The organism is Stenotrophomonas sp. STM01, from assembly GCF_014852135.1.
GTDB classification, from domain to species: Bacteria; Pseudomonadota; Gammaproteobacteria; order Xanthomonadales; family Xanthomonadaceae; genus Stenotrophomonas; species Stenotrophomonas capsici.
On record NZ_JACVBA010000001.1, the window covers coordinates 818,607 to 838,279 of the forward strand.

The 19,673-nt window shown below is 67.6% G+C and carries 22 protein-coding genes and 1 riboswitch; of the genes, 19 read left to right on the top strand and 3 right to left on the bottom strand.

Annotation, left to right across the window (positions count from 1 at the left end):
• Positions 1-26 precede the first annotated feature (26 nt).
• The 4 genes from IB227_RS03745 to IB227_RS03760 all read left to right on the top strand — a co-directional run bounded on the left by IB227_RS03745 (position 27) and on the right by IB227_RS03760 (position 2,832).
• Complete coding sequence (locus IB227_RS03745) at positions 27-650, top strand: CDP-alcohol phosphatidyltransferase family protein (RefSeq protein WP_192286352.1); 624 nt, start codon at positions 27-29, stop codon at positions 648-650.
• Positions 650-1,243: a lysophospholipid acyltransferase family protein gene (locus IB227_RS03750; protein ID WP_192286353.1), complete on the top strand. Its 594-nt coding sequence runs from the start codon at positions 650-652 to the stop codon at positions 1,241-1,243. The genes IB227_RS03745 and IB227_RS03750 overlap by 1 nt, the downstream gene beginning before the upstream one ends.
• A 77-nt stretch (positions 1,244-1,320) precedes the next feature.
• Complete coding sequence (locus IB227_RS03755; protein ID WP_165931240.1) at positions 1,321-2,223, top strand: phosphatidate cytidylyltransferase; 903 nt, start codon at positions 1,321-1,323, stop codon at positions 2,221-2,223.
• Positions 2,224-2,328: 105 nt separating this feature from the next.
• A complete protein-coding gene (locus IB227_RS03760; RefSeq protein WP_132864568.1) occupies positions 2,329-2,832 on the top strand; it encodes an acyl-CoA thioesterase in 504 nt (167 codons plus the stop codon).
• Positions 2,833-2,941: 109 nt separating this feature from the next.
• Here the strand turns inward: IB227_RS03760 and ppc are convergent, their stop codons facing one another.
• Together ppc and IB227_RS03770 are read right to left on the bottom strand one after the other, a co-directional pair.
• Positions 2,942-5,653, bottom strand: a complete 2,712-nt coding sequence (gene ppc, locus IB227_RS03765; RefSeq protein ID WP_192286354.1) for a phosphoenolpyruvate carboxylase — start codon at positions 5,651-5,653, stop codon at positions 2,942-2,944.
• A 509-nt stretch (positions 5,654-6,162) separates the two neighbouring features.
• The gene (locus IB227_RS03770; RefSeq protein WP_192286355.1) at positions 6,163-8,664 is read right to left on the bottom strand and encodes a prolyl oligopeptidase family serine peptidase; all 2,502 of its coding nucleotides are present in this window, start codon (positions 8,662-8,664) and stop codon (positions 6,163-6,165) included.
• 101 nt (positions 8,665-8,765) lie between these two features.
• Positions 8,766-8,852: riboswitch (S-adenosyl-L-homocysteine riboswitch) on the top strand.
• Between the two features lie 32 nt (positions 8,853-8,884).
• Between IB227_RS03770 and ahcY the strand changes: the two genes are divergently transcribed.
• The 15 genes from ahcY to IB227_RS03845 all read left to right on the top strand — a co-directional run bounded on the left by ahcY (position 8,885) and on the right by IB227_RS03845 (position 17,542).
• Positions 8,885-10,330 (top strand): adenosylhomocysteinase, encoded by a 1,446-nt coding sequence (gene ahcY, locus IB227_RS03775; protein WP_132864571.1) that lies wholly within the window; start codon positions 8,885-8,887, stop codon positions 10,328-10,330.
• A gap of 422 nt (positions 10,331-10,752) precedes the next feature.
• Positions 10,753-11,070 carry a hypothetical protein gene (locus tag IB227_RS03780; RefSeq protein WP_192286356.1) on the top strand — a complete coding sequence of 106 codons (318 nt, stop codon included), beginning with the start codon at positions 10,753-10,755 and terminating at the stop codon, positions 11,068-11,070.
• 106 nt (positions 11,071-11,176) lie between these two features.
• Complete coding sequence (locus IB227_RS03785) at positions 11,177-11,530, top strand: hypothetical protein (protein ID WP_192286357.1); 354 nt, start codon at positions 11,177-11,179, stop codon at positions 11,528-11,530.
• Positions 11,531-11,548: 18 nt separating this feature from the next.
• Positions 11,549-12,322, top strand: coding sequence for a hypothetical protein (locus tag IB227_RS03790; protein WP_225591580.1), 774 nt, complete (start codon positions 11,549-11,551; stop codon positions 12,320-12,322).
• A gap of 125 nt (positions 12,323-12,447) precedes the next feature.
• Complete coding sequence (locus IB227_RS03795; protein WP_192286358.1) at positions 12,448-13,299, top strand: trypsin-like serine protease; 852 nt, start codon at positions 12,448-12,450, stop codon at positions 13,297-13,299.
• A gap of 35 nt (positions 13,300-13,334) precedes the next feature.
• Positions 13,335-13,538, top strand: coding sequence for a hypothetical protein (locus tag IB227_RS03800; protein WP_192286359.1), 204 nt, complete (start codon positions 13,335-13,337; stop codon positions 13,536-13,538).
• A 30-nt stretch (positions 13,539-13,568) separates the two neighbouring features.
• Positions 13,569-13,802 (top strand): hypothetical protein, encoded by a 234-nt coding sequence (locus IB227_RS03805; RefSeq protein WP_132864575.1) that lies wholly within the window; start codon positions 13,569-13,571, stop codon positions 13,800-13,802.
• Between the two features lie 104 nt (positions 13,803-13,906).
• The gene (locus IB227_RS03810; protein ID WP_192286360.1) at positions 13,907-14,287 is read left to right on the top strand and encodes a YbjQ family protein; all 381 of its coding nucleotides are present in this window, start codon (positions 13,907-13,909) and stop codon (positions 14,285-14,287) included.
• Positions 14,288-14,341: 54 nt separating this feature from the next.
• The gene (locus IB227_RS03815; RefSeq protein WP_192286361.1) at positions 14,342-15,076 is read left to right on the top strand and encodes a DUF6348 family protein; all 735 of its coding nucleotides are present in this window, start codon (positions 14,342-14,344) and stop codon (positions 15,074-15,076) included.
• 58 nt (positions 15,077-15,134) lie between these two features.
• The gene (locus IB227_RS03820; RefSeq protein ID WP_192286362.1) at positions 15,135-15,425 is read left to right on the top strand and encodes a DUF2695 domain-containing protein; all 291 of its coding nucleotides are present in this window, start codon (positions 15,135-15,137) and stop codon (positions 15,423-15,425) included.
• Positions 15,422-15,754, top strand: coding sequence for a hypothetical protein (locus IB227_RS03825; protein ID WP_225591581.1), 333 nt, complete (start codon positions 15,422-15,424; stop codon positions 15,752-15,754). Before IB227_RS03820 ends, IB227_RS03825 begins: the two co-directional genes overlap by 4 nt.
• Positions 15,755-15,799: 45 nt before the next feature.
• Positions 15,800-16,153: a VOC family protein gene (locus tag IB227_RS03830; RefSeq protein WP_192286363.1), complete on the top strand. Its 354-nt coding sequence runs from the start codon at positions 15,800-15,802 to the stop codon at positions 16,151-16,153.
• An 83-nt stretch (positions 16,154-16,236) separates the two neighbouring features.
• Complete coding sequence (locus IB227_RS03835; protein WP_192286364.1) at positions 16,237-16,686, top strand: DUF1801 domain-containing protein; 450 nt, start codon at positions 16,237-16,239, stop codon at positions 16,684-16,686.
• Positions 16,687-16,739: 53 nt separating this feature from the next.
• On the top strand, positions 16,740-17,243 hold the full coding sequence (locus IB227_RS03840; protein WP_192286365.1) for a hypothetical protein: 504 nt from the start codon (positions 16,740-16,742) through the stop codon (positions 17,241-17,243).
• A gap of 17 nt (positions 17,244-17,260) precedes the next feature.
• Positions 17,261-17,542, top strand: coding sequence for a hypothetical protein (locus IB227_RS03845; RefSeq protein WP_192286366.1), 282 nt, complete (start codon positions 17,261-17,263; stop codon positions 17,540-17,542).
• Positions 17,543-17,676: 134 nt separating this feature from the next.
• Here the strand turns inward: IB227_RS03845 and IB227_RS03850 are convergent, their stop codons facing one another.
• Positions 17,677-19,509, bottom strand: a complete 1,833-nt coding sequence (locus IB227_RS03850; RefSeq protein ID WP_192286367.1) for an ABC transporter ATP-binding protein — start codon at positions 19,507-19,509, stop codon at positions 17,677-17,679.
• Positions 19,510-19,673 lie beyond the last annotated feature (164 nt).

Sequence of the window (19,673 nt, forward strand, 5' to 3'; positions counted from 1 at the left end):
CCCGGCGATGCACTACCATCGCCGCCATGGGGAAAGAAGACCGCAGACCAATCGCCGCCCGTTCCACCGGCTGGGCCCAGGCCCTGAGCGCCGCGTTGGCACGCTCCTCCGTCACGCCGAACCAGATTTCGGTACTGAGCATCTTCTTCGCCGTGATCGGCGCGGTGGGATTGCTGGCCGCGCCCAGCCTGCTCGGCCTGGTCGCCTGCATCATCGGCGTGCAGCTGCGCCTGGTCTGCAACCTGCTCGATGGCATGGTCGCCATGGAAGGCGGCAAACAGACGCCGACCGGGGCGCTGTACAACGAATACCCGGACCGGATCGCCGATTCGCTGCTGATCGTCGCGCTCGGCTACGCCGCCGGCATGCCCTGGCTGGGCTGGCTGGGCGCACTGCTCGCCGCGCTTACCGCCTACGTGCGGCTGTCCGGGGCCAGCCTTGGCCTGCCGCAGGACTTCCGTGGCCCGATGGCCAAGCAGCACCGCATGTTCGTGCTGACCTTGGCCTGCGTGGCGGCGATCATCGAGCAATGGGTCAGCCACACCGGCTACGCCCTGCAGGTGGCCGCCGTGGTGATCGTCGCCGGCGCGCTGCTGACCTGCATCACCCGCACCCGCGCGATCGCCGCGCAACTGAAGGCAAGGTCCTGATGCTCTCCAGCCTGCTGGTCGCCGCCGTCAAGGTCTTCATCGGTGCCTACCCGCGTTGGGTCGGCAGCCGCCCCAACGACACCCAGCGCATCTACTTCGCCAACCATTCCAGCCACCTGGACACGGTGGCGCTGTGGTCGGCGCTGCCGCCAGCCCAGCGCGAGCACACCCGCCCGGTCGCCGCCCGCGACTACTGGAGCAAGGGCATCCGCAAGGTCATCGCCGACAGGGGCTTCAACGCCGTGCTGATCGAGCGCGACCGCAACAAGGTCGAGGGCGACCCGCTGCAACCGCTGTACGACGCGCTGGACGGCGGGGCTTCGCTGATCATCTTCCCGGAAGGCACCCGCAACCACGAACCCATGCCGCAGCCGTTCAAGGCCGGCCTGTTCCACCTGGCCCAGCACTACCCGCACGTGGAACTGGTGCCGGTGTACCTGGACAACGCACGCCGCGCCCTGCCCAAGGGCAGCCTGGTGCCGGTGCCGCTGGTATGCACGGCGCGCTTCGGCCCGTCGCTCAACCGCATTCCCGATGAAGACAAGGCGCAGTTCCTGCAACGCGCCCGGCAGGCCGTGGTGGATCTGGCATGAACAACGTATTCCAGCAATTGCCCCTGGGCAGCTTCCTGCAGCAGGCCATCGAGCGTGCACCGCCCAAGTTCTGGTGGATGATCGGCGGCGTGTTCGGGGTGCTGGTGCTGGCCAGCCTGATCGGCTTCATCATCGGCCGCTTCAAGTCCGGCTCGGTGGTGGACAACCTCAACGCCCGCATCCGTGCCTGGTGGGTGATGGCCGCGGTGCTGCTGTTCTGCTTCGTGCTGGGCAAGATCGCCACGCTGGTGTTCTTCGGCCTGCTCTCGTTCTTCGCGCTGCGCGAGTTCATCTCGCTCACCCCGACCCGACGCGGCGACCACCTGGCGCTGTGCCTGTGTTTCTACATCGCCATCCCGCTGCAGTACTGGTTGATCGGCATCGACTGGTACGGCCTGTTCGTGATGTGCATCCCGGTGTACGGCTTCCTGACCCTGCCGGCGGTATCGGCGCTGTCCGGCGACACCGAGAACTTCCTGGAGCGCAACACCAAGATCCAGTGGGGCGTGATGCTCACCGTGTTCTGCCTGAGCCATGCGCCGGCGCTGATGCTGCTGCGCATCCCCGGCTACGAAGGGCAGAACCTGATGCTGCTGTTCTACCTGCTGCTGGTGGTCCAGCTCAGCGACGTGCTGCAGTACGTGTTCGGCAAACTGTTCGGCAAACACCTGCTGGCCCCGCAGGTCAGCCCGTCCAAGACCGTCGAAGGCCTGGTCGGGGGCGGCCTGGCGGCCACCGGCGTGGGCGCGGCGCTGTACTGGATCACCCCGTTCTCGCCGCTGCAGTCCGCGGCGCTGTCGCTGCTGATCGTGGTCTGCGGCTTCCTCGGCGGCCTGGCGCTGTCGGCGGTCAAGCGCAGCCTCGGCGCCAAGGACTGGGGCGAGATGATCGAGGGCCACGGCGGCATCCTGGACCGGCTGGATTCGGTGGTGTTCTCCGCACCGGTGTTCTTCCACGTGGTGCGCTACAACTTCCAGTAAGCGGCGGCCACGCCATCACCCCTGCCGCACCGGCACGGGGTACGGCCCCTACCCCCTTCACCCGCAAGGGAGTAGCCTGCGGCTCCCGCCGTCGCAGCCAGCGCCATGATGTCCGAACACAAATCCCACCAGCTCTCGATGACCGTGCTGATGTCCCCGGAGATGGCCAACTTCTCCGGCAAGGTGCACGGCGGCGCGGTCCTGCGCCTGCTCGACCAGGTCGCCTACGCCTGCGCCAGCCGCTACGCCGGCAACTACGTGGTGACGCTGTCGGTGGACCAGGTGACGTTCCGCCAGCCCATCGCGGTCGGCGAGCTGGTCAGCTTCCTGGCATCGGTCAACTACACCGGCACCTCGTCGATGGAAGTAGGCATCAAGGTGGTGGCCGAGGACATCCGCAAGGGCAGCGTGCGCCACGCCAACAGCTGCTTCTTCACCATGGTGGCCGTTGACGACGACGGCAAGCCGACCCCGGTGCCGCCGCTGCAGCCGGAGACGTCCGACGAGAAGCGTCGCTTCGCCGCCGCGCAGATCCGCCGCCAGCTGCGCCAGGAGATGGAACAGCGGCATCTGGAGCTGCTCAAGAGCAACCCTTCGCCCGACGCCTGAGCCCCCCCCTGCGCCCGCAAGCCGGGATGCACTCCCAGCCCGGTGGCGCGCACCGATCATCGCGACGCCGGGATCAGGCCTCGCTGCATCCCGGCCCATGGCCGGACCCTCAACCGGTGTTCTGCACGCCCTGCGAGACACCGTTGACGCAGGCCACCAGGGCGCGCAGCAACGCCTCATCCTGGCGGTCGCTCGCCCGCCAACGCTGCAGCAGGTCCACCTGCAGCGTGCTGATCGGGTCGATGTACGGGTTGCGCAGGCGGATGGACAGCGCCAGCCGCGGGTCATGCTCCAGCAGCTCCTGCTGCCCGCTCAGGCGCATCACCCAGCGCTTGGTCAACGCCAGCTCCTCGCCGATGCGCGGGAAGAACTGGTCATGCAACGGCCCGGCCAGGCGCGAGAACTGCTCGGCGATGTGGATGTCGCCCTTGCTCAGCACCATCGACATGTCGTCCAGGAAGGTCTCGAAGAACGGCCAGTCGTGCGCCATCTCGCGCAGCAGATCTTCCTGCCCGGCATCGGCGGCCGCCTGCAGGCCGCTGCCCACGCCGAACCAGCCCGGGATCGCCGCACGCGCCTGGCTCCAGGCGAACACCCACGGGATCGCACGCAGGTTGCCCAGCGCCGCATCCTGGCCCAATCGCCGCGACGGGCGCGAGCCCAGGGTCATGCGCTCGATCACGTCGATCGGCGTGGCCTGGCGGAAATAGTTCATGAACTGCGGGTCACCCACGAACGCCCGGTAGGCCTGCGAGCTCTGCTCGGCGACCCGCGCCATCACCGGCTTCCACAGCGCCTCGCGCGGCTCGGCCGCACGCGGGCGCAGGCTGGCGCGCAGCACCGCACCGGCGGACTGCTCCAGCGAGCGCAGCGCCAGTGCACGGATGCCGTACTTGCGATGGATCACCTCGCCCTGCTCGGTCACGCGCAGGCGCCCGTCGATGCTGCCGCGCGGCGAGGCGTTCACTGCATGCGTGGTCTTGGTGCCGCCACGGCTGATCGAGCCGCCGCGGCCATGGAAGAAGGTCAGGTGCACGCCGTGCGCGCTGGCCACCTCCAGCAATTCGACCTGCGCCTGCTGCAGGCCCCAGCGCGAGGCGGCGATACCGCCGTCCTTGCCGCTGTCCGAATAGCCCAGCATCACCATCTGCACATCGCCGCGTGCGGACAGATGGGCGCGGTAGACCGGGTCGGCCAGCAGGTCGCGCAGGGTGTCGGTGCCACGCCCCAGGTCGTCGACGGTCTCGAACAGCGGCGCGATATCCAGCGGCACCGCACCGTTGTCATCGCGCAGGCCGCCGCGGCGTGCCAATGCCAGCACCGCCAGCACGTCGCCACGGTCATGCGCCATCGAGATGATGTAGCTGCCCAGCGCATCGGCACCGTGCCGGCGGCGCGCATCGGCCAACGCCGCGAACACCTTGTCCAACCGCTGCCCCCCTTCGTCGGCCCCCGCCGGCAACGCGGCGTCGCCGACCGCATACGACGCCAGCGTCCGCGCACGCGCCGCGCCGTCCAGCGCATCGAATGCCTCCTGCCCGTCCAGCACCTCGGCCAATGCACGCGAATGCACGCTCGACTCCTGGCGCACGTCCAGCCGCGCCAGGTGGAAACCGAAGGTGCGCACGCGCCACAGCAGGCGACGCACCGAGAACCAGCCGGCGTGCTTGCCCTTGTTGGCCTCCAGGCTGTCCAGGATCAGCTGGATATCGTGGATGAGTTCTTCCGGCGCGGCATACGCACCGGGCGCATCCTGCAGCGTCGCCTGCAGGCGCGCACGCATGCGGTCGTTGAGCAGCCGGTAAGGCATGTCGGCATGGCGCGGGCGCGACTGCACGTCGGGCAGCAGTTCGCGGTATTCCTGCACGCGTGCCTGCACCGCGTCACTGACACCGATCAGCTCGGTGGACTGGCTGAGCAGGCTGGCCAGCTTCAACAGGTCCTGGATGTACAGCTCCAGCACCGCGCGCCGTTGTGCATTGAGCGTGGCGGCGACCGTGCTGGCGTCCACGTTGGGATTGCCGTCCATGTCACCGCCCACCCAGGTGCCGAAGCGCAGCAGCCGCGGCAACGGCAGGCTGCGTCCCCAGGTATCGAGCAACGCCTGCTCCAGCGATTCATAGAACACCGGGATCACCCGGTACAGCACGCGGGTCAGGTAGAAACCCACGTGCTCACGCTCGTCATCCACCGTCGGGCGTACCGGCGAGGAATCGGCGGTCTGCCACGAGGCGGTGAGCGCCATGCGGAACCGCGCGGCATCGGCGGCCTGCTCGCCGGGGGTGCGCTGGCCGTCGAGGTTGTCGACCAGCGCGGCGACCATCAACTGTTCCTTCTCCAGCAGCGCGCGGCGCACCGCTTCGGTTGGATGTGCGGTGAACACCGGCTCGATGTCGATGCGCGGCAGCCACTGCGCCAGCTCCTCCAGCGTCACGCCCTGGGCCTTGAGCTGGATCAGCGCGTCATGCAGGCCATCGGGTTGCGGACGCTTGGTGCCGGCGCGCTGGTAGTCACGGCGACGACGGATGCGGTGCACGCGCTCGGCGATGTTCACCACCTGGAAGTAGGTACTGAACGCACGCACCAAAGCCTCGGCTTCGCGTGGCGAACGCCCGGCCAACTGCGCGCTGAGACCAGCCAAGGGCCCCTGTGTTTCGCGACGGGCGATGGCGGCGGTGCGCACCTCTTCCACTTCGTCCAGGAAGCCCGGCGACGCCTGCTCGGCAAGAAGGTCACCCACCAGCGTGCCCAGCCGGCGCACATCGTCGCGCAGGGGCAGATCGGGAGTGGCGAAGACAACGCTGCTACGGTACTCGTTCATCCAGGACGCACAAGCCTTGAGAGCGGGAATCCCCCAAGCCTAACCGAAAAAATGTCCGGTTTTTGCAGTGCATCAAAGGTGAAACAGTTGCATGTGAACCTTGTCCAGACGCTGTCTTTGTAGACAGGAAACGACGCAGTTTCGGCGTCTTGGCGGACATTCGTTGGCATGTGAACGGGACGCACCTACGTCCGAAGCGCCCCCTCCCCAGCCCTCCCCCGCGCTTCGCACGAGGGCGGGAGTAGAGCGCTGCGTCGCTCGGCGAGGGAGCTCAGCGACAAGCTGCACGGAACTGCCGCAGCAACAAGCTGAACTGCCCCTCCCCTTGCCTGCGCAGCAGGCAGGGGGAGGTTGGGAGGGGGTGCATTTCACGACCCACGTCAGAAGCGCCCCTCCCCAACCCTCCCGCGCGCTTCGCGCGAAGGAGGGAGTAGAGCGTTGCGTCGCGCACTGACACATTGCGCAGAGCCGCCCTCCCCTGCGCTTCACGCAAGGGAGGGCGCTCGTCCTCAGCGCTTCTTGCCAGCCTTGCCGTCGGCCGCGCCCAACCACTGGTCCAGCCAGCTTTCACTCTCGGCCAGCATCGTCATGATCGACTCGCGTGCGCGATAGGCGTGCGATTCATTCGGCAGCATCACCAGCCGCGCCGTGCCACCCAGCCCCTTCACCGCGGCGAACATGCGCTCGCTCTGGATCGGGAACGTGCCGGAGTTGTTGTCGTTCTCGCCATGGATGAACAGGATCGGGTCCTTGATCCTGTCGGCGCTGTTGAACGGCGACATCTTCAGGTACACGTCCTGCGCCTGCCAGAAGTTGCGTTCCTCGGCCTGGAAGCCGAACGGCGTCAGCGTGCGGTTGTAGGCGCCCGAACGCGCGATGCCGGCCTTGAACAGGCGCGTATGCGCCAGCAGGTTGGCGGTCATGAACGCACCGTACGAATGCCCGCCCACGGCGATGCGCTCGCGATCACCCACGCCACGCTTGACCACTTCGTCCACCGCCGCCTGCGCACTGGCCACCAGCTGCTGCACGTAGGTGTCGTTCGGCTCGGCATCGCCTTCGCCGATGATCGGCATGGTCGGGTTGTTGAGCACCACGTAGCCCTTGGCCAGGAACGCCTGTGGGCCCCAGTAGCTGATCGCGTTGAAGCGGTGCGGCGAGCCGGTGACCTGGCTGGCGTCCTGCGCGGATTTGAACTCGGCCGGATAGGCCCACATCAGCACCGGGCGCGGGCCATCCTTCTTCGGGTCATAACCCGGTGGCAGCAGCAGGTCGGCGGTCAGTTCGACGCCATCATTGCGCGTGTAGCGGATCTGCTCCTTCTTCACCCCACGCAACGCCGGCAGCGGATGCGCGAAATGGGTCAGCTCCACCGGTGCCGCGTCGGCTGCCAGGCCACGCGCGAACAGGTTGCCCGGCACATCGTTGGACTCGCGGTAGGTGAGGATGCGTGCATCCCCGCCTTCGATGATGGCCAGCGGCTGCTCGTAGTACGGCGCCTGCGAATGGAACAGGCGCTCGCTCTTGCCCGAGGCCAGGTCCACGCGGTCCAGGAACGGGCGGTCGCCCTCGGCCGACGCACCGGTGCCGATGCGGAAGAAACTCTTGCCATCGGTGCCCAGCTGCAGCCGCTCGCGCCCGCTCTCATCGGACTGCAGCAGCGGATCGCCCGGATCAGCGTAGCGGTCATCCTCCGACCGCTCGACCAGCAGCACCGGTGCCTGGTCCGGGCTGCCCGGGTTGATCTTCCACTGCTTCATCTGGCGGCTCTTCCACCAGTACTCGTCCAGCAACGCGACATCGTCCTTGCCCCAGGTGATGCCGGCGTAGCGCGACCCCAGCTGCATCAGCGTGGCCGGCGGCTTGTCGAACGGCGCCGACTGCACCAGCACCGCATCGCGGATGGCCGCCTGTCGTGACGGGTCACCGCCGTCCTGCGCTTCGGCCCAGACCAGCGTGGCCGGCGCATCGGCGCGCCAGCTGATCGAACGCACGCCGGTCGGCACGGCATCGTTGCCGGTCGGCAGCCCGTCGACCAGCGGCAGGCGGGCAACCGTATGCACCTGCATGCCCTGCGCATCGAGCACGTCGATGCGGCGCGGGAAGCTGCTCACCGGCACCGAATACGAGAACGGCCGCTCGACGCGACGGCTGAGCAGGTACTTGCCGTCCGGCGACGGCGACAGCCCCATGAACAGGCCTGGCAGGCCCACCGGACTGGCCTGGCCGGTGATCGACACCCGCACCGGCTGTGCCTGCAGGTAGTACTCGAACAGGCGCGCATCGTCCTCGTTGCGCAGCAGGTCCTGGTAGGTCCGCACCGAACGCACGCCCTGCCCGGCCACGGTCTCCTGCACGGCGGGGCCGGTCGGCACGCCATCCCCCTTCGGCGGCGCGCCCTGCCCGGCCGGGCGCTGCAGCACCAGCAGCCCGTCGCTGCCCGGCAACCACGAGTACCCCCGGCCGACGATGCTGTTCAGGCGCTCGGCGATGCGACGGGCGCTGCCCGCCTCCACATCCACCAACCACAGCTCGTTGCTGCCGCTGGCCGGGTCCACCTGGTTGAAGGCCAGGTACTTCTGGTCGGGCGACCAGCCCAGCGAGGCCACCGACAATGGCTGCGGCAGGCCGCTGATCTGGCGCTCCCTGCCGTCCAGCGTGGACACCAGCGACAACTTGTTGCCGAACGAGAAACGGCTGTCGGAGAAGGTCTTCGGGTTGATGCGCAGGCCGGCCAGCTTCAGCTCCGGCTGCGCCACCTGGGCGATGGACGGCAGCGACGGGGTCTGCAGCATCGCCGCCAGGTCGCGCCGGGGCGACAGCGACAGGCTGGGCGCACGCGGGGCGTCGACGATGGCCTGCAACGCGGCCGAGGGCAGGCGGTAGCCCTGCGCCTGTTCGGCCGCCTGCGGCGGGGCCAGCGCCAGCACCGGCGGCACCGCCAGCAGCAGGCCGGCGCACAGGACCAGGGCCGCGGAAGTACGGCGGCGGCGGGCGGGGGACAGGTTCATGGCGCTCCTTGGCAGGGGGATAAACCCCCAACTTAACAATCTCTGTCGCCCCCCTCCCCTGCCGTTGGTTGGGCTGGCCGCCGCGATATAATCACCGGCCCCGCTCCGAGGGGCGCTGCGACTGTCCGGGAACCCCCGCCACAGCCAGGCTCGGGGCGGCATCCATGCAACAACGGCGCCCGGCGAACGCGAGCCTGCTCGCACCACACCGGAGCTCTACATGAATGCTGTTGCCAGGACCTTCTCCCAGGAAGGTGACTACAAGATCGCCGATATCTCGCTGGCCGATTGGGGCCGCAAGGAACTGGACATCGCCGAGCACGAGATGCCGGGCCTGATGTCCATCCGCCGCAAGTACGCCGCACAGAAGCCGCTGGCCGGCGTGCGCGTGACCGGCTCGCTGCACATGACCATCCAGACCGCCGTGCTGATCGAGACGCTGAAGGACATCGGCGGCGACGTGCGCTGGGCCTCGTGCAACATCTTCTCCACCCAGGACCAGGCCGCCGCCGCCATCGCCGCCACCGGCACCCCGGTGTTCGCCTGGAAGGGTGAAACGCTGGAGGAGTACTGGGACTGCACCCTGGAAGCGCTGACCTTCAAGGCCGCCGACGGCACCCTGCTGGGCCCGGAACTGGTGGTCGACGACGGCGGTGACGTCACCCTGCTCATCCACAAGGGCTATGAGCTGGAAAACGGCAGCGACTGGGTCAATACCGCGTCCGGCTCGCACGAAGAGCAGGTCATCAAGAACCTGCTCAAGCGCGTGGCCACCGAGCGCCCGGGCTACTGGACCCGCGTGGTCAAGGACTGGAAGGGCGTCTCCGAGGAGACCACCACCGGCGTGCACCGCCTGTACCAGCTGGCCGAAGCCGGCACGCTGCTGGTCCCGGCCATCAACGTCAACGACTCGGTCACCAAGAGCAAGTTCGACAACCTGTACGGCTGCCGCGAGTCGCTGGCCGACGGCCTGAAGCGCGCGATGGACGTGATGCTGGCCGGCAAGGTGGCCGTGGTCTGCGGCTACGGTGACGTCGGCAAGGGCTCGGCCCACTCGCTGCGCGCCTACGGCGCACGCGTCATCGTCACCGAGATCGACCCGATCTGCGCCCTGCAGGCGGCGATGGAAGGCTTCGAGGTCAACACCATCGAATCCACCCTGGGCCGCGGCGACATCTACGTCACCACCACCGGCAACAAGGACATCATCCGCATCGAGCACCTGAGCGCGATGAAGGACCAGGCCATCGTCTGCAACATCGGCCACTTCGACAACGAGATCCAGGTCGATGCACTGGTGAAGTTCCCGGGCGTGCAGCACATCAACATCAAGCCGCAGGTGGACAAGTACGTGTTCCCGAACGGCAACGCGATCTTCCTGCTGGCCGAAGGCCGCCTGGTGAACCTGGGCTGCGCCACCGGCCACCCGAGCTTCGTGATGTCCAACAGCTTCGCCAACCAGACCCTGGCGCAGATCGACCTGTGGGCCAACAAGGACAGCTACAAGGCCGACGTCTACCGCCTGCCGAAGAAGCTGGACGAGGAAGTGGCGCGTCTGCACCTGGAAAAGATCGGCGTGAAGCTGACCACCCTGACCCAGGAACAGGCCGACTACCTCGGCGTGCCGGTGGAAGGCCCGTTCAAGCCGGAACACTACCGCTACTGATCGGCGAAAGCCTGCAGGCAGCCCACCCCCTCTCCCGCACGCGGCAGAGGGGGTGGAGTGAGGGCCACTGCCCCGTGCAAGCCCCCACTCCCGCCGCGTCACCAAGCGCTGGAATGTCTCAGCATTGTTCCCGACAGAACGAGCACCGAAAGGTGCTCGTTCTGTTTTCAGGGCCGATGGATCGGAGATGCCACCAGGGAAGTCCCTTCAAGCCAACACCGCCTCGGGTCAACTCCCGCACCAGCCCCCATCCACCGGGTCGCTTCGCCGCTCGGCATGGCTCGCACGATTCGTGTCCTGTCCCGCATCCGCGATGCGCGCCACGCCCTGCCTGACTCCACGCACGGTTTCGCCGCGGTCCATTTCCGTGCAGCATTGCGGACAGGACCACTACCGCCTCATGGCACCCAACGGATACCTCCATGCATCCCAGCGACGAGCGAAAGGTACTCGAGCAGCTCCTGAAAGAGATCGACTCCCCCGGCAAGGCGTCATCGGGGTGGAGTGATGTACCGGTCTGGATCTCGATCGCGGTGATCACGGCGTCCTGCTTCCATTTCTTCGGCCGCCCCAGCCTTCCCCATGCCCTCCTGATGGCAGGCTTTTTCCTGGCCGGGTTGGTGTATGCGCAGATGCGCCTCCGGCGAAAGTCGGCCAGGAACTGGCCAACGCTGCGTCCCTTCCTCGACCGGGCGCGGGTCGAGGCACGGCTGCGCGAAATCCTGCTGACGGGCCACTGACGCCCCCTGCGCCCTGCCCTTCCTCGAATCGAACCCGGCATCCCCTCGAATGCACCCCATCGTTTCCCTCTGGCATGTCACCCATGGCGGCCCACAACATGGCCAGATGCTGCGCAAGCTGGAGCGCCTGGCGGGTTTCACCGCCGTTTCACCGATGGTGGAGCGGCTCGTGTGGGAGGGCCGCAAGGAGGCGCATGTGACGTTCGAAGTCCACCACGCCACCGGATCCCATGAAGCGACCGAAGCGGCCCTGCTCGCGCTTGCGTGGCAACTCGCACCGACGTGGCGGATCACCCGTGCTTCCGGCGACCTGGAGGGCGAATGGTCCCAATCGGCGGTCGGCCCCGATCATCCCTTCGAGGCGATCATCGCCGGTTGCGCGCGCATCCGCTGGCAGTTGCATGCATCACAGCAGTACACGCGGCCGAACTTCCTGGCGGGCGGCGACAACCACTGGTAGGCGTCTGGCGTCACTGCCGTGCTGCGCAAGCTCCGCCAGAGCGCGGCCATTGCCCTGTGGCATCATCCGCAGCACATGCCGGGGCCTTGCATCTACCCGGCCATTTCAGACAGGACAGCAGGACGCATGCCCGTGGAAACCCTGGAAGCGCAGATCACCCGTACGTTGTTGCCCGGCATGCATCTGCCGCCGGCGCTGAAGGCACTGTTTGGCTGGATCGAGGACAACGGCCTTTACATCGACCGGCCGGACAGCACCCGCATCGGTTTCCTGTTCCCCGAGGAAGCCCTGCGCGAGAGCTGGACGGACGACGAGCGTCAGGGCGGAACCAACATCACCTTCTTCGCCGAGGGCAATGCCAACCTGAAGTACTGGTTCGGCCACGCGCGTGCCGAGGTACTCGACCGGCTCTGCGTGTTCGCCAAGACCGGCGCGGAAGGATCGATGGCAGCACTCTGGCTCGCGCCCGACGGCACGCAGAAGATCGTCCATCTGGGCTCGGGCTCCGGCTCGGTCACCGTCTGCGTGCTGGCCGATGATGCGCTCGACTTCCTGCGACTGCTGGCCATCGGCTACGACGAAATCTGCTGGGGTGGTGAACTGGGATCGCCGCCGCCACGCGAGGGCGAATTCGTCGTTCATCCCAATGTGGCCTACCAGCAGTGGGTCCGCAGCCGGTTCGCCACGACCATCCCGGAGATCGGCACCGAGATCGTCAGGCATCCCGAAGACATGCACATCGAAGACGCGGCAGACCCGTTCAACCGCTGGGTCAGCGCGAACTGCGCCTGACCCGGGCCGTTCCACCCGCAGTCGATAGTTTCGCGCAGTAGGCGGCGCGGCACGCACCGCGTCTGCGCATGCGGTAGCAATACCCTGTTGAGCCCCGCGCTCGCCCCTTCCAACAAGGCCTTCCGATGATCCGCGCCCTGCTCCTGGCATCACTGCTCGCCACCTCCACGAACGCGGCGGCCATCGTCATCCGCCACGATGTCGATGATGCGCAGTACCGGGTACCGGCATCCGAATTGCCGGCGCTGGTCGACATGCCCGGCGAGGGACACGGCGTGCTGATCGCGCCGCAATGGGCGGTGACCGCCGCACACACGCTCCCCCGCCAGGGTCGGCTCGAACAGGTGGTCATCAACGGGGTGGCACGGGACGTGGAGCGGGTCGTCACCCACCCGGGGTACCGCACCCCGCCGCAGGCGCTGATCGACCAGGCGATGGCCAGCGGTGAAGCGATGCTGCTGGTGGTCTTCCTTGGCGGCACGGACGACATCGCGCTGATCCGCTTGCGCCAACCCATCACCGACATCCCGCCGATCCGCCTGTATGCCGGCAGCGACGAGCCCGGCAAACGCGTCACGCTGCTGGGAAAAGGGGCCACCGGCACCGGCGCCGATGGGCATGATCCGCGAGGGCCCAACCGTACCGGGTTGCGGCGTGCGTTCAACACCGTCACCAGTGCGTATGACCGCTGGCTCTGCTACGTCTTCGACGCACCACCGGATGGCCTTCCGCTTGAGGGCATGCTCGGCAATGGCGACAGCGGCGGCCCGGTACTGCTCCAGTCCGGCGCGCAATGGCAGCTGGCAGGGCTGGCCTCCTGGAAGGTCGTGCAGGGCAACGTGATGACCGCCCGTCCCGGCCGCTACGGGCAGACCGCCTGCAACGTCCGCCTGAGCCACTACCATGACTGGATCGAACAGGTGATCTCCGCAACACCGCAGGCAAGCGGCCAGGATGGATCCCACGCAGGCCCCTGACTGATTCCCCTCCCACCCGCCGCACCGGAACACGCATGAGAGACCCCGCCCGCATCGACACCGTCCTGGCCACGCTTCGCGCGCTTTGGGAAACCTCGCCCGACCTGCGGCTGGGCCAGCTGATCGTCATCGCCGCCGCGCCGCGCGAGCCGGTTCCGGAAATCTTCCATATCGAAGACGACGTGTTGCTGGAAAACCTCGAGCAGCACCTGCGCCGCGCGCAGCCGTCGCGGCCCTGAGCCCGCCGGAACCGTCGAGGCCCCTGCTCGATGCCCCTGGATGACCTGGCCGGCGAAGCCCTGCGTGGCGCATTGCGCGTCGTCGGCCGCATGCTGGTCGAGCTGGTCTTCGAGATCCTGCTCAAGGGTACCGGCCACGTGGTGATCCGTCTGTTCCGCCCCGGCAAGGAACCCGGCGATGCGGCGTGCGCTCTGGTCGGCCTGCTGGTCTGGGCCGGTGTCGCTGCCGGCGCCTTCCTGCTCCATCGGCAGATGACCGGCTGATACCGCGGGAGTGGGTTCTGGATAGAATCCACCGCTGTACGGAACCAGGACGGCAGGGATCGCACGCCCGCATCCAGCCGCGTCCCTCAATCCCAGGAACTCCGATGGCCGACCCCTACAACTCCCCCGCGATCCCCGCCGCAACCCCTCACCTCACCGATGCCATGGTCACCACCGCCATGGAACTGCCCGGCCTGCGCGTCACCCGCAGCCTGGGCCTGGTGCGCGGCATCACCGTGCGTTCGCGCTCGGTCGTGGGCAACTTCATCGGCGGCCTGCAGACCCTGTTCGGCGGCAACATCACCATCTACACCGAGCTGTGCGAGCAGGCCCGCAACGAGACCTACCGCGACATGGTGCAGCACGCGCGCATGCTCGGCGCCAATGCCATCATCGCGGTCCGCTACGACGCCACTGAACTGATGACCGGCCTGACCGAAGTGCTGTGCTATGGCACCGCCGTGGTGGTCGAGCCGCAGCGCTGAGGCCCCTCTCGCACGACACCCGCGATCACATCATTGGGCAGGAAGCCGAATTCCATGGGTATTTTCAGCAGGTTCTTCAAAGGTCCGCCGGCGCCCGAGCCGGCCTTGCCACTTCGGCTGCTGCTCGAAGCGACCAGGGCATCGGACCCGCATGCCCGCCTCGTCGATGGGCAGGTACACCTGTCCAGCGGCATCACGCTGGGCGTCGAACATATCGAGACGTTCCGCTTCGACAACGGCAACGTACGCACTGCGACGGTCACCACGGCCAGGCACCCGACGTTCTTCACCGAAGGGCTGGTCGAGTTCCAGCATGCCATGGGTGCCAATGCGCAGGCCTCGATGTCGAGCGGCTTCCGCAGCTGGGCGCAGATGGATCTGGCAACCCTGTCCGATGCCGTCCAAGCCGATCCACGGCATTGCGCGGTGATGGAAATCACCCTGCCGGCCTCGGAACAGGCGCCGGAGGCGGTGCGCCAGATCGTGCTGGGCCCGGTCGCGCACTACGCCTCCGAGCCCGTGGATGCCGACGAGGAGCACCCGTTCTGCCCGTGCTGCCTGCTCACCCGGAGCCTGGAGGCCTTCATGCCGGTCCTGCGCGCGGAACAGTTCCTCGGCGTGCGCCTGTTCGCCAGTCGTGCGGACGATGGCAGTTTCAGCGCCGATTGCCGCATCAACGGGCAGGATCATCCCGATGCACTGCCCGCCCTGGTCGAGTACGCCCGGCAATGGGCAGGTACCGGCACGGAGTTCCGCAAGCAGTACGTGATCATTCGCCCGCGGCCATGAGCGTCGGCGCGAGCGCCGGTTTTCCCGCACTTACCTCCCACGCAGACAGGCGCATCGCATGCCTTCCAACGCCGAACTCGAACGTCGCAAAGCCCTGCTGCGCGGGCTCGCCGAGCAGCATCACGCCCAGGCCATCGCGGCGCTGCCCCTGCCGCGGGAAGCACTGACGGCCCTGTTCGACCACCTTGACCAGGCACTGGGGGCCGGCTGCGACCATTCGCTGCGGTTCACCCGCCAGTTCCTGCAACAGCAGGCGCTCGATGAAGCCACGGTGGTGCCGTGGCTGCAGGCCAACGGCGGCTACTGTGACTGCGAGGTGCTGGCCAACGTCGAGGACGCTTGGCAATGATGTTCCTGATCGGCCAGGGCGAGCGCGTGGTCGCGCTTGGCGAACCCGAACAACGTCACTGCCCGAAATGCGGCCAGCTCACCGCATTCCAGAAGCAGCTGCGCTACAAGTACGGCAGCTTCGACATGCTGTTCGGCTTCGCCTACGACAAGCGTTACCAACTGGCCTGCCTGCAGTGCAACCATGGCTGGATCCTGGATGCGCGCACCACCGAACGCGAGCTCGGCCGCGTGCCGATCCCGTTCCACCTGCGCTATGGCCTGTGCGTGCTGGCGGTGCTGGCCGCCCTGCTGGGCGCGTCGGCCATGGCCGTGAACGGCCTGCTCTGAACCCGGCGCTACAGAGGGCAACCCGTCGCTGCCGGATGCCCCGCCATGACCCTGAAACAGCTGATCCCGATGCAGCCGGTGACGCACCTGCCGGCCAGCATCGCCTTCTACCGCAAGCTCGGCTTCGAGGTCGAGGACCACAATGACGCCTGGGGTTGGGCGATGCTGCGCTGCGGCCCCTGCCAGGTCATGCTCGATCAGTCCATCAATCCACCGGCCGGCAGTGCGCGCAGCGCCGTGCTCTATCTCTATCCCGATGACCTGCGTGCCTTCCATGCGCATGCGCGCCAGAACGGCCTGGAGGTACCACCTCTGGAAACCACGTTCTATGAGATGAGCGAGTTCCGGCTGCAGGACCCGGACGGCAATCGGCTCTGGATCGGCCAACCCGGTGACTGAGCGACGCCGGCCCGGCCACGATGGACGACGCCAACCGGCCGAATCCGCGCTATAAAGCGCGTGTTTCCCCAGGAGCCACTGTCATGAGCAAGTCCGGATTCAGCGCCGAAGAACGTGCCGCCATGAAGGAGCGCGCCCGCGAACTGGCGGCCGAGGCCAAGGCCGGCCGCAGGAAAGCCGAGGGCGAGGCCGAGGTGTTGGCCCGCATTGCCGAGATGCCAGCGGCCGAGCGCGACATGGCCGGACGGCTGCACGGGATCATCACCGCCACCGCGCCGGCACTGTCACCCAAGACCTGGTATGGGATGCCGGCCTATGCCAATGCCGACGGCAAGGTCGTGGTGTTCTTCCAGGGCGCGAGCAAGTTCGGCGCGCGCTATTCCACGCTGGGGTTCAACGACAGTGCCGCACTCGACGACGGCGACATGTGGCCCACCTCGTTCGCGCTCACCGCGCTCACCCTTGCAGTGGAAAAGAAGGTCACCACGCTGGTGAAGAAGGCCGCACGCGCCGCCGGCACCACCCGCCGATAGCCATGCGCGGGGGTGGGCAGCTATCGTGTCCTGCCACGCACCGACCGAAACGCATGCCTTTCTGGACCTGGTTGTTCCCCCGTACGCCTGCCGTGTTCCCCAGCCCGCTGCCGCGCGCGCAGGCCGTGCAGAACCTGCGCGCGGCCACCGCACGCGGCAACATCACCGCAACCGGCACCATCGTCGGTTCGGTGGAGGCCGCACGGGTGAACCTGTATCACCGCAGCGCGTTGCGCAACTCGTTCAAGCCGCATTTCCGTGGCCACTTCGTGGACACCGCGCAGGGCTGCGCGCTGCACGGCCGCTTCGCGCCGCCCGTGCTCGTGCATGCCTTCATGGTGTTCTGGCTGGGCTTCTGCGTGCTGGGGACGACGATCAGCGTCGTGCAGCTTGGCAGGATGGACCCGATGCTGATCCCGGCCGCCCTGCCCGGCGTGTTGATGGCCGCCTTCGGCATTGGCCTGGTGCGGCTTGGGCAACACCTGTCCGCCAACGACCCTGCCATCCTGTCGCGCGTGATCCGTCAGGCGTTGCAGTCACGCCACACCGAGCCATGAGATCGCGCCAGGCCCGCATGCCCGATCACGACCCGATCGTTGAACTGCACAGACTGCAGACCGAGACGATGCAGCAACTTGAACGCATCGCCGAGGACATCAAGGCCGGTCGTGTTCCGGCAGAGGAAGGCGGGCAACGCGCCCGCGCCCTGGTGGCCGCCAGCGACGCACGCCGCAGCGCATTGTTTGCCGCCGGCGCTGCGGCGGCGGACCGGCGTACACGCCGTGCCTGGCTGATGGCGCTGGCGGTCGTGGTGGCTGCCGCCGTCGCCGTGCTTGGGCGGGTGCTGCTCGGCTAGCCCGGCGCGTCTCTGCCCTCACCCCAACCCCTCTCCCGTTTTACGGGAGAGAGGCTCGCATTGTTTCGATTCGCCGTCTACTGGCCCCTCTCCCGCAGCGCGGGAGAGGGGTCGGGATGAGGGCCGTCCCGGGCTCAGGCATCGGCCGCCACGAACCCACCGGTCTGGCGCGCCCACAAGCGCGCGTACAGGCCACCGGCGGCGACCAGCTCGGCATGGGTGCCGGTCTCCACGATCCTGCCCTGGTCCATCACCACCAGCCGGTCCATCCGCGCGATGGTCGACAACCGGTGCGCGATCGCGATCACCGTCTTGTTGCCCATCAGTTCGTCCAGGCTGTCCTGGATCGCCGCTTCCACTTCCGAATCCAATGCCGAGGTCGCCTCGTCCAGGATCAGGATCGGCGCATCCTTCAGCAGCACCCGCGCGATGGCGATGCGCTGGCGCTGGCCACCGGAGAGCTTCACGCCGCGCTCGCCGACATGCGCGTCGTAACCCTGCCGGCCCTGCCCGTCCACCAGCGCGTCGATGAAGCCTTCCGCACGCGCCTTGGCCACGGCCGCGCGCACCTGGTCTTCGGTCGCATCCGGGCGCCCGTACAGCAGGTTGTCGCGGATCGAACGGTGCAGCAGCGAGGTGTCCTGGGTCACCACGCCGATCTGCGCGCGCAGGCTGTCCTGGGTGACGCGGGCGATGTCCTGCCCGTCGATCAGGATGCGTCCGCTCTCCAGGTCGTACAGGCGCAGCAACACGTTCACCAGGGTGGACTTGCCGGCACCGGACGGGCCGACCAGGCCGATCTTCTCGCCCGGCTTCACCGACAGGTTCAGTCCGGCCATCACGCCGCCGCGCTTTCCGTAGTGGAAGTGCACGTCCTTGAAATCCACCGCGCCGGCATGCACCTGCAGTGGCACGGCATCGGCCTGGTCCTGCACGGCGATTGGCTGGGCGATGGTTTCCATGCCGTCCTGCACCGTGCCGATGTCCTCGAAGATGCCGTTCACCGTCCACATGATCCAGCCGGACATGTTGTGGATGCGGATCACCAGGCCGGTGGCCAGGGTGATCGCGCCAACGCTGATCAGGCGATCGTTCCACAACCACAGCGCCAGCCCGCAGGTACCGACGATCAGGAAGCCGTTGAGGATGGCGATCACCAGTTCCAGCCCGGTGGTGATGCGGGTCTGCGCGCGGTGCTTCTCGGCCAGCTCCTGGATCGACTCGGCCACGTAGGCCTGCTCGTGCCCGCTGTGCGCGAACAACTTGAGCGTGGAGATGTTGGTGTAGCCGTCGACGATGCGGCCCATGGCCCGTGACCGTGCATCCGAGGCGATCCATGCCCGCTGCTTCATGCGCGGCACGAAGTACACGCCGATGGCCACGTACGCCACCAACCACACGGCCAGCGGCACCATCAAGCGCCAGTCCACCTGCGCGAACAGGTACAGCGCGGTGCCGGTGTAGACCACGATGTACCAGAGCGAATCCACCATCTGCACGGCGGATTCGCGCAGCGAGGTACCGGTCTGCATCACCCGGTTGGCGACGCTGCCGGCGAAGTCGTTCTGGAAGAAGGTCAGGCTCTGCCGCACCACGTAGTTGTGCATCAGCCAGCGCGAGCGGTTGCTCAACCCCGGCACGATGGCCTGGTTGACCAGCAGGTTGTGCAGGGCCACGAGCACCGGGCGCGCCAGCAGCGTGATGCCGGCCATCCACAGCAGCTCCGTTGCGTGCCGCCGGAAGAACCCCGGGCCCGCGTTGTCCGAGAGCATGTCCACGATGCGCCCGAGGAAGTCGAACATCGCCACTTCCACCAGCGCCAGCAGCAGGCCGGCCACCAGCGTGGCCAGCAGCACCGGCCACACCGGGCGCAGGTAATGCAGGTAGAAACGCACCACGCCGCGCGGTGGCATGCGGGCATCCACCGGCGGGAACACGGGAATCAACGACTCGAACCAGCGCAACATCGCCACGGCCTGCAGAAACAGAACAGGCCGCGATTGTCCCATCGCGGCCTGTGTTGTGTCTGTCTACGGCAGGCGCTTGCCCGCCAGCGGGAACGGTTCCGGCCGCGACGCCCTTGCCTCCCGTCCACGATCCTCCGAAGCGCCGCGGGCAATGCCACGGCGGG

Excerpts from the sequence above, each read along its gene's own strand:
- ahcY (WP_132864571.1), top strand. The coding sequence starts at position 8,885 with ATGAATGCTGTTGCCAGGACCTTCTCCCAGGAAGGTGACTACAAGATC.
- IB227_RS03810 (WP_192286360.1), top strand. The coding sequence starts at position 13,907 with ATGGCCGACCCCTACAACTCCCCCGCGATCCCCGCCGCAACCCCTCAC.
- IB227_RS03840 (WP_192286365.1), top strand. The coding sequence starts at position 16,740 with ATGCCTTTCTGGACCTGGTTGTTCCCCCGTACGCCTGCCGTGTTCCCC.
- IB227_RS03850 (WP_192286367.1), bottom strand. The coding sequence starts at position 19,509 with ATGTTGCGCTGGTTCGAGTCGTTGATTCCCGTGTTCCCGCCGGTGGAT.
- IB227_RS03830 (WP_192286363.1), top strand. The coding sequence starts at position 15,800 with ATGACCCTGAAACAGCTGATCCCGATGCAGCCGGTGACGCACCTGCCG.
- IB227_RS03820 (WP_192286362.1), top strand. The coding sequence starts at position 15,135 with ATGCCTTCCAACGCCGAACTCGAACGTCGCAAAGCCCTGCTGCGCGGG.
- IB227_RS03770 (WP_192286355.1), bottom strand. The coding sequence starts at position 8,664 with ATGAACCTGTCCCCCGCCCGCCGCCGCCGTACTTCCGCGGCCCTGGTC.
- IB227_RS03750 (WP_192286353.1), top strand. The coding sequence starts at position 650 with ATGCTCTCCAGCCTGCTGGTCGCCGCCGTCAAGGTCTTCATCGGTGCC.
- IB227_RS03785 (WP_192286357.1), top strand. The coding sequence starts at position 11,177 with ATGCTGCGCAAGCTGGAGCGCCTGGCGGGTTTCACCGCCGTTTCACCG.
- IB227_RS03800 (WP_192286359.1), top strand. The coding sequence starts at position 13,335 with ATGAGAGACCCCGCCCGCATCGACACCGTCCTGGCCACGCTTCGCGCG.
- IB227_RS03805 (WP_132864575.1), top strand. The coding sequence starts at position 13,569 with ATGCCCCTGGATGACCTGGCCGGCGAAGCCCTGCGTGGCGCATTGCGC.
- ppc (WP_192286354.1), bottom strand. The coding sequence starts at position 5,653 with ATGAACGAGTACCGTAGCAGCGTTGTCTTCGCCACTCCCGATCTGCCC.
- IB227_RS03780 (WP_192286356.1), top strand. The coding sequence starts at position 10,753 with ATGCATCCCAGCGACGAGCGAAAGGTACTCGAGCAGCTCCTGAAAGAG.
- IB227_RS03755 (WP_165931240.1), top strand. The coding sequence starts at position 1,321 with ATGATCGGCGGCGTGTTCGGGGTGCTGGTGCTGGCCAGCCTGATCGGC.
- IB227_RS03795 (WP_192286358.1), top strand. The coding sequence starts at position 12,448 with ATGATCCGCGCCCTGCTCCTGGCATCACTGCTCGCCACCTCCACGAAC.
- IB227_RS03835 (WP_192286364.1), top strand. The coding sequence starts at position 16,237 with ATGAGCAAGTCCGGATTCAGCGCCGAAGAACGTGCCGCCATGAAGGAG.
- IB227_RS03745 (WP_192286352.1), top strand. The coding sequence starts at position 27 with ATGGGGAAAGAAGACCGCAGACCAATCGCCGCCCGTTCCACCGGCTGG.
- IB227_RS03845 (WP_192286366.1), top strand. The coding sequence starts at position 17,261 with ATGCCCGATCACGACCCGATCGTTGAACTGCACAGACTGCAGACCGAG.
- IB227_RS03825 (WP_225591581.1), top strand. The coding sequence starts at position 15,422 with ATGATGTTCCTGATCGGCCAGGGCGAGCGCGTGGTCGCGCTTGGCGAA.
- IB227_RS03815 (WP_192286361.1), top strand. The coding sequence starts at position 14,342 with ATGGGTATTTTCAGCAGGTTCTTCAAAGGTCCGCCGGCGCCCGAGCCG.
- IB227_RS03760 (WP_132864568.1), top strand. The coding sequence starts at position 2,329 with ATGATGTCCGAACACAAATCCCACCAGCTCTCGATGACCGTGCTGATG.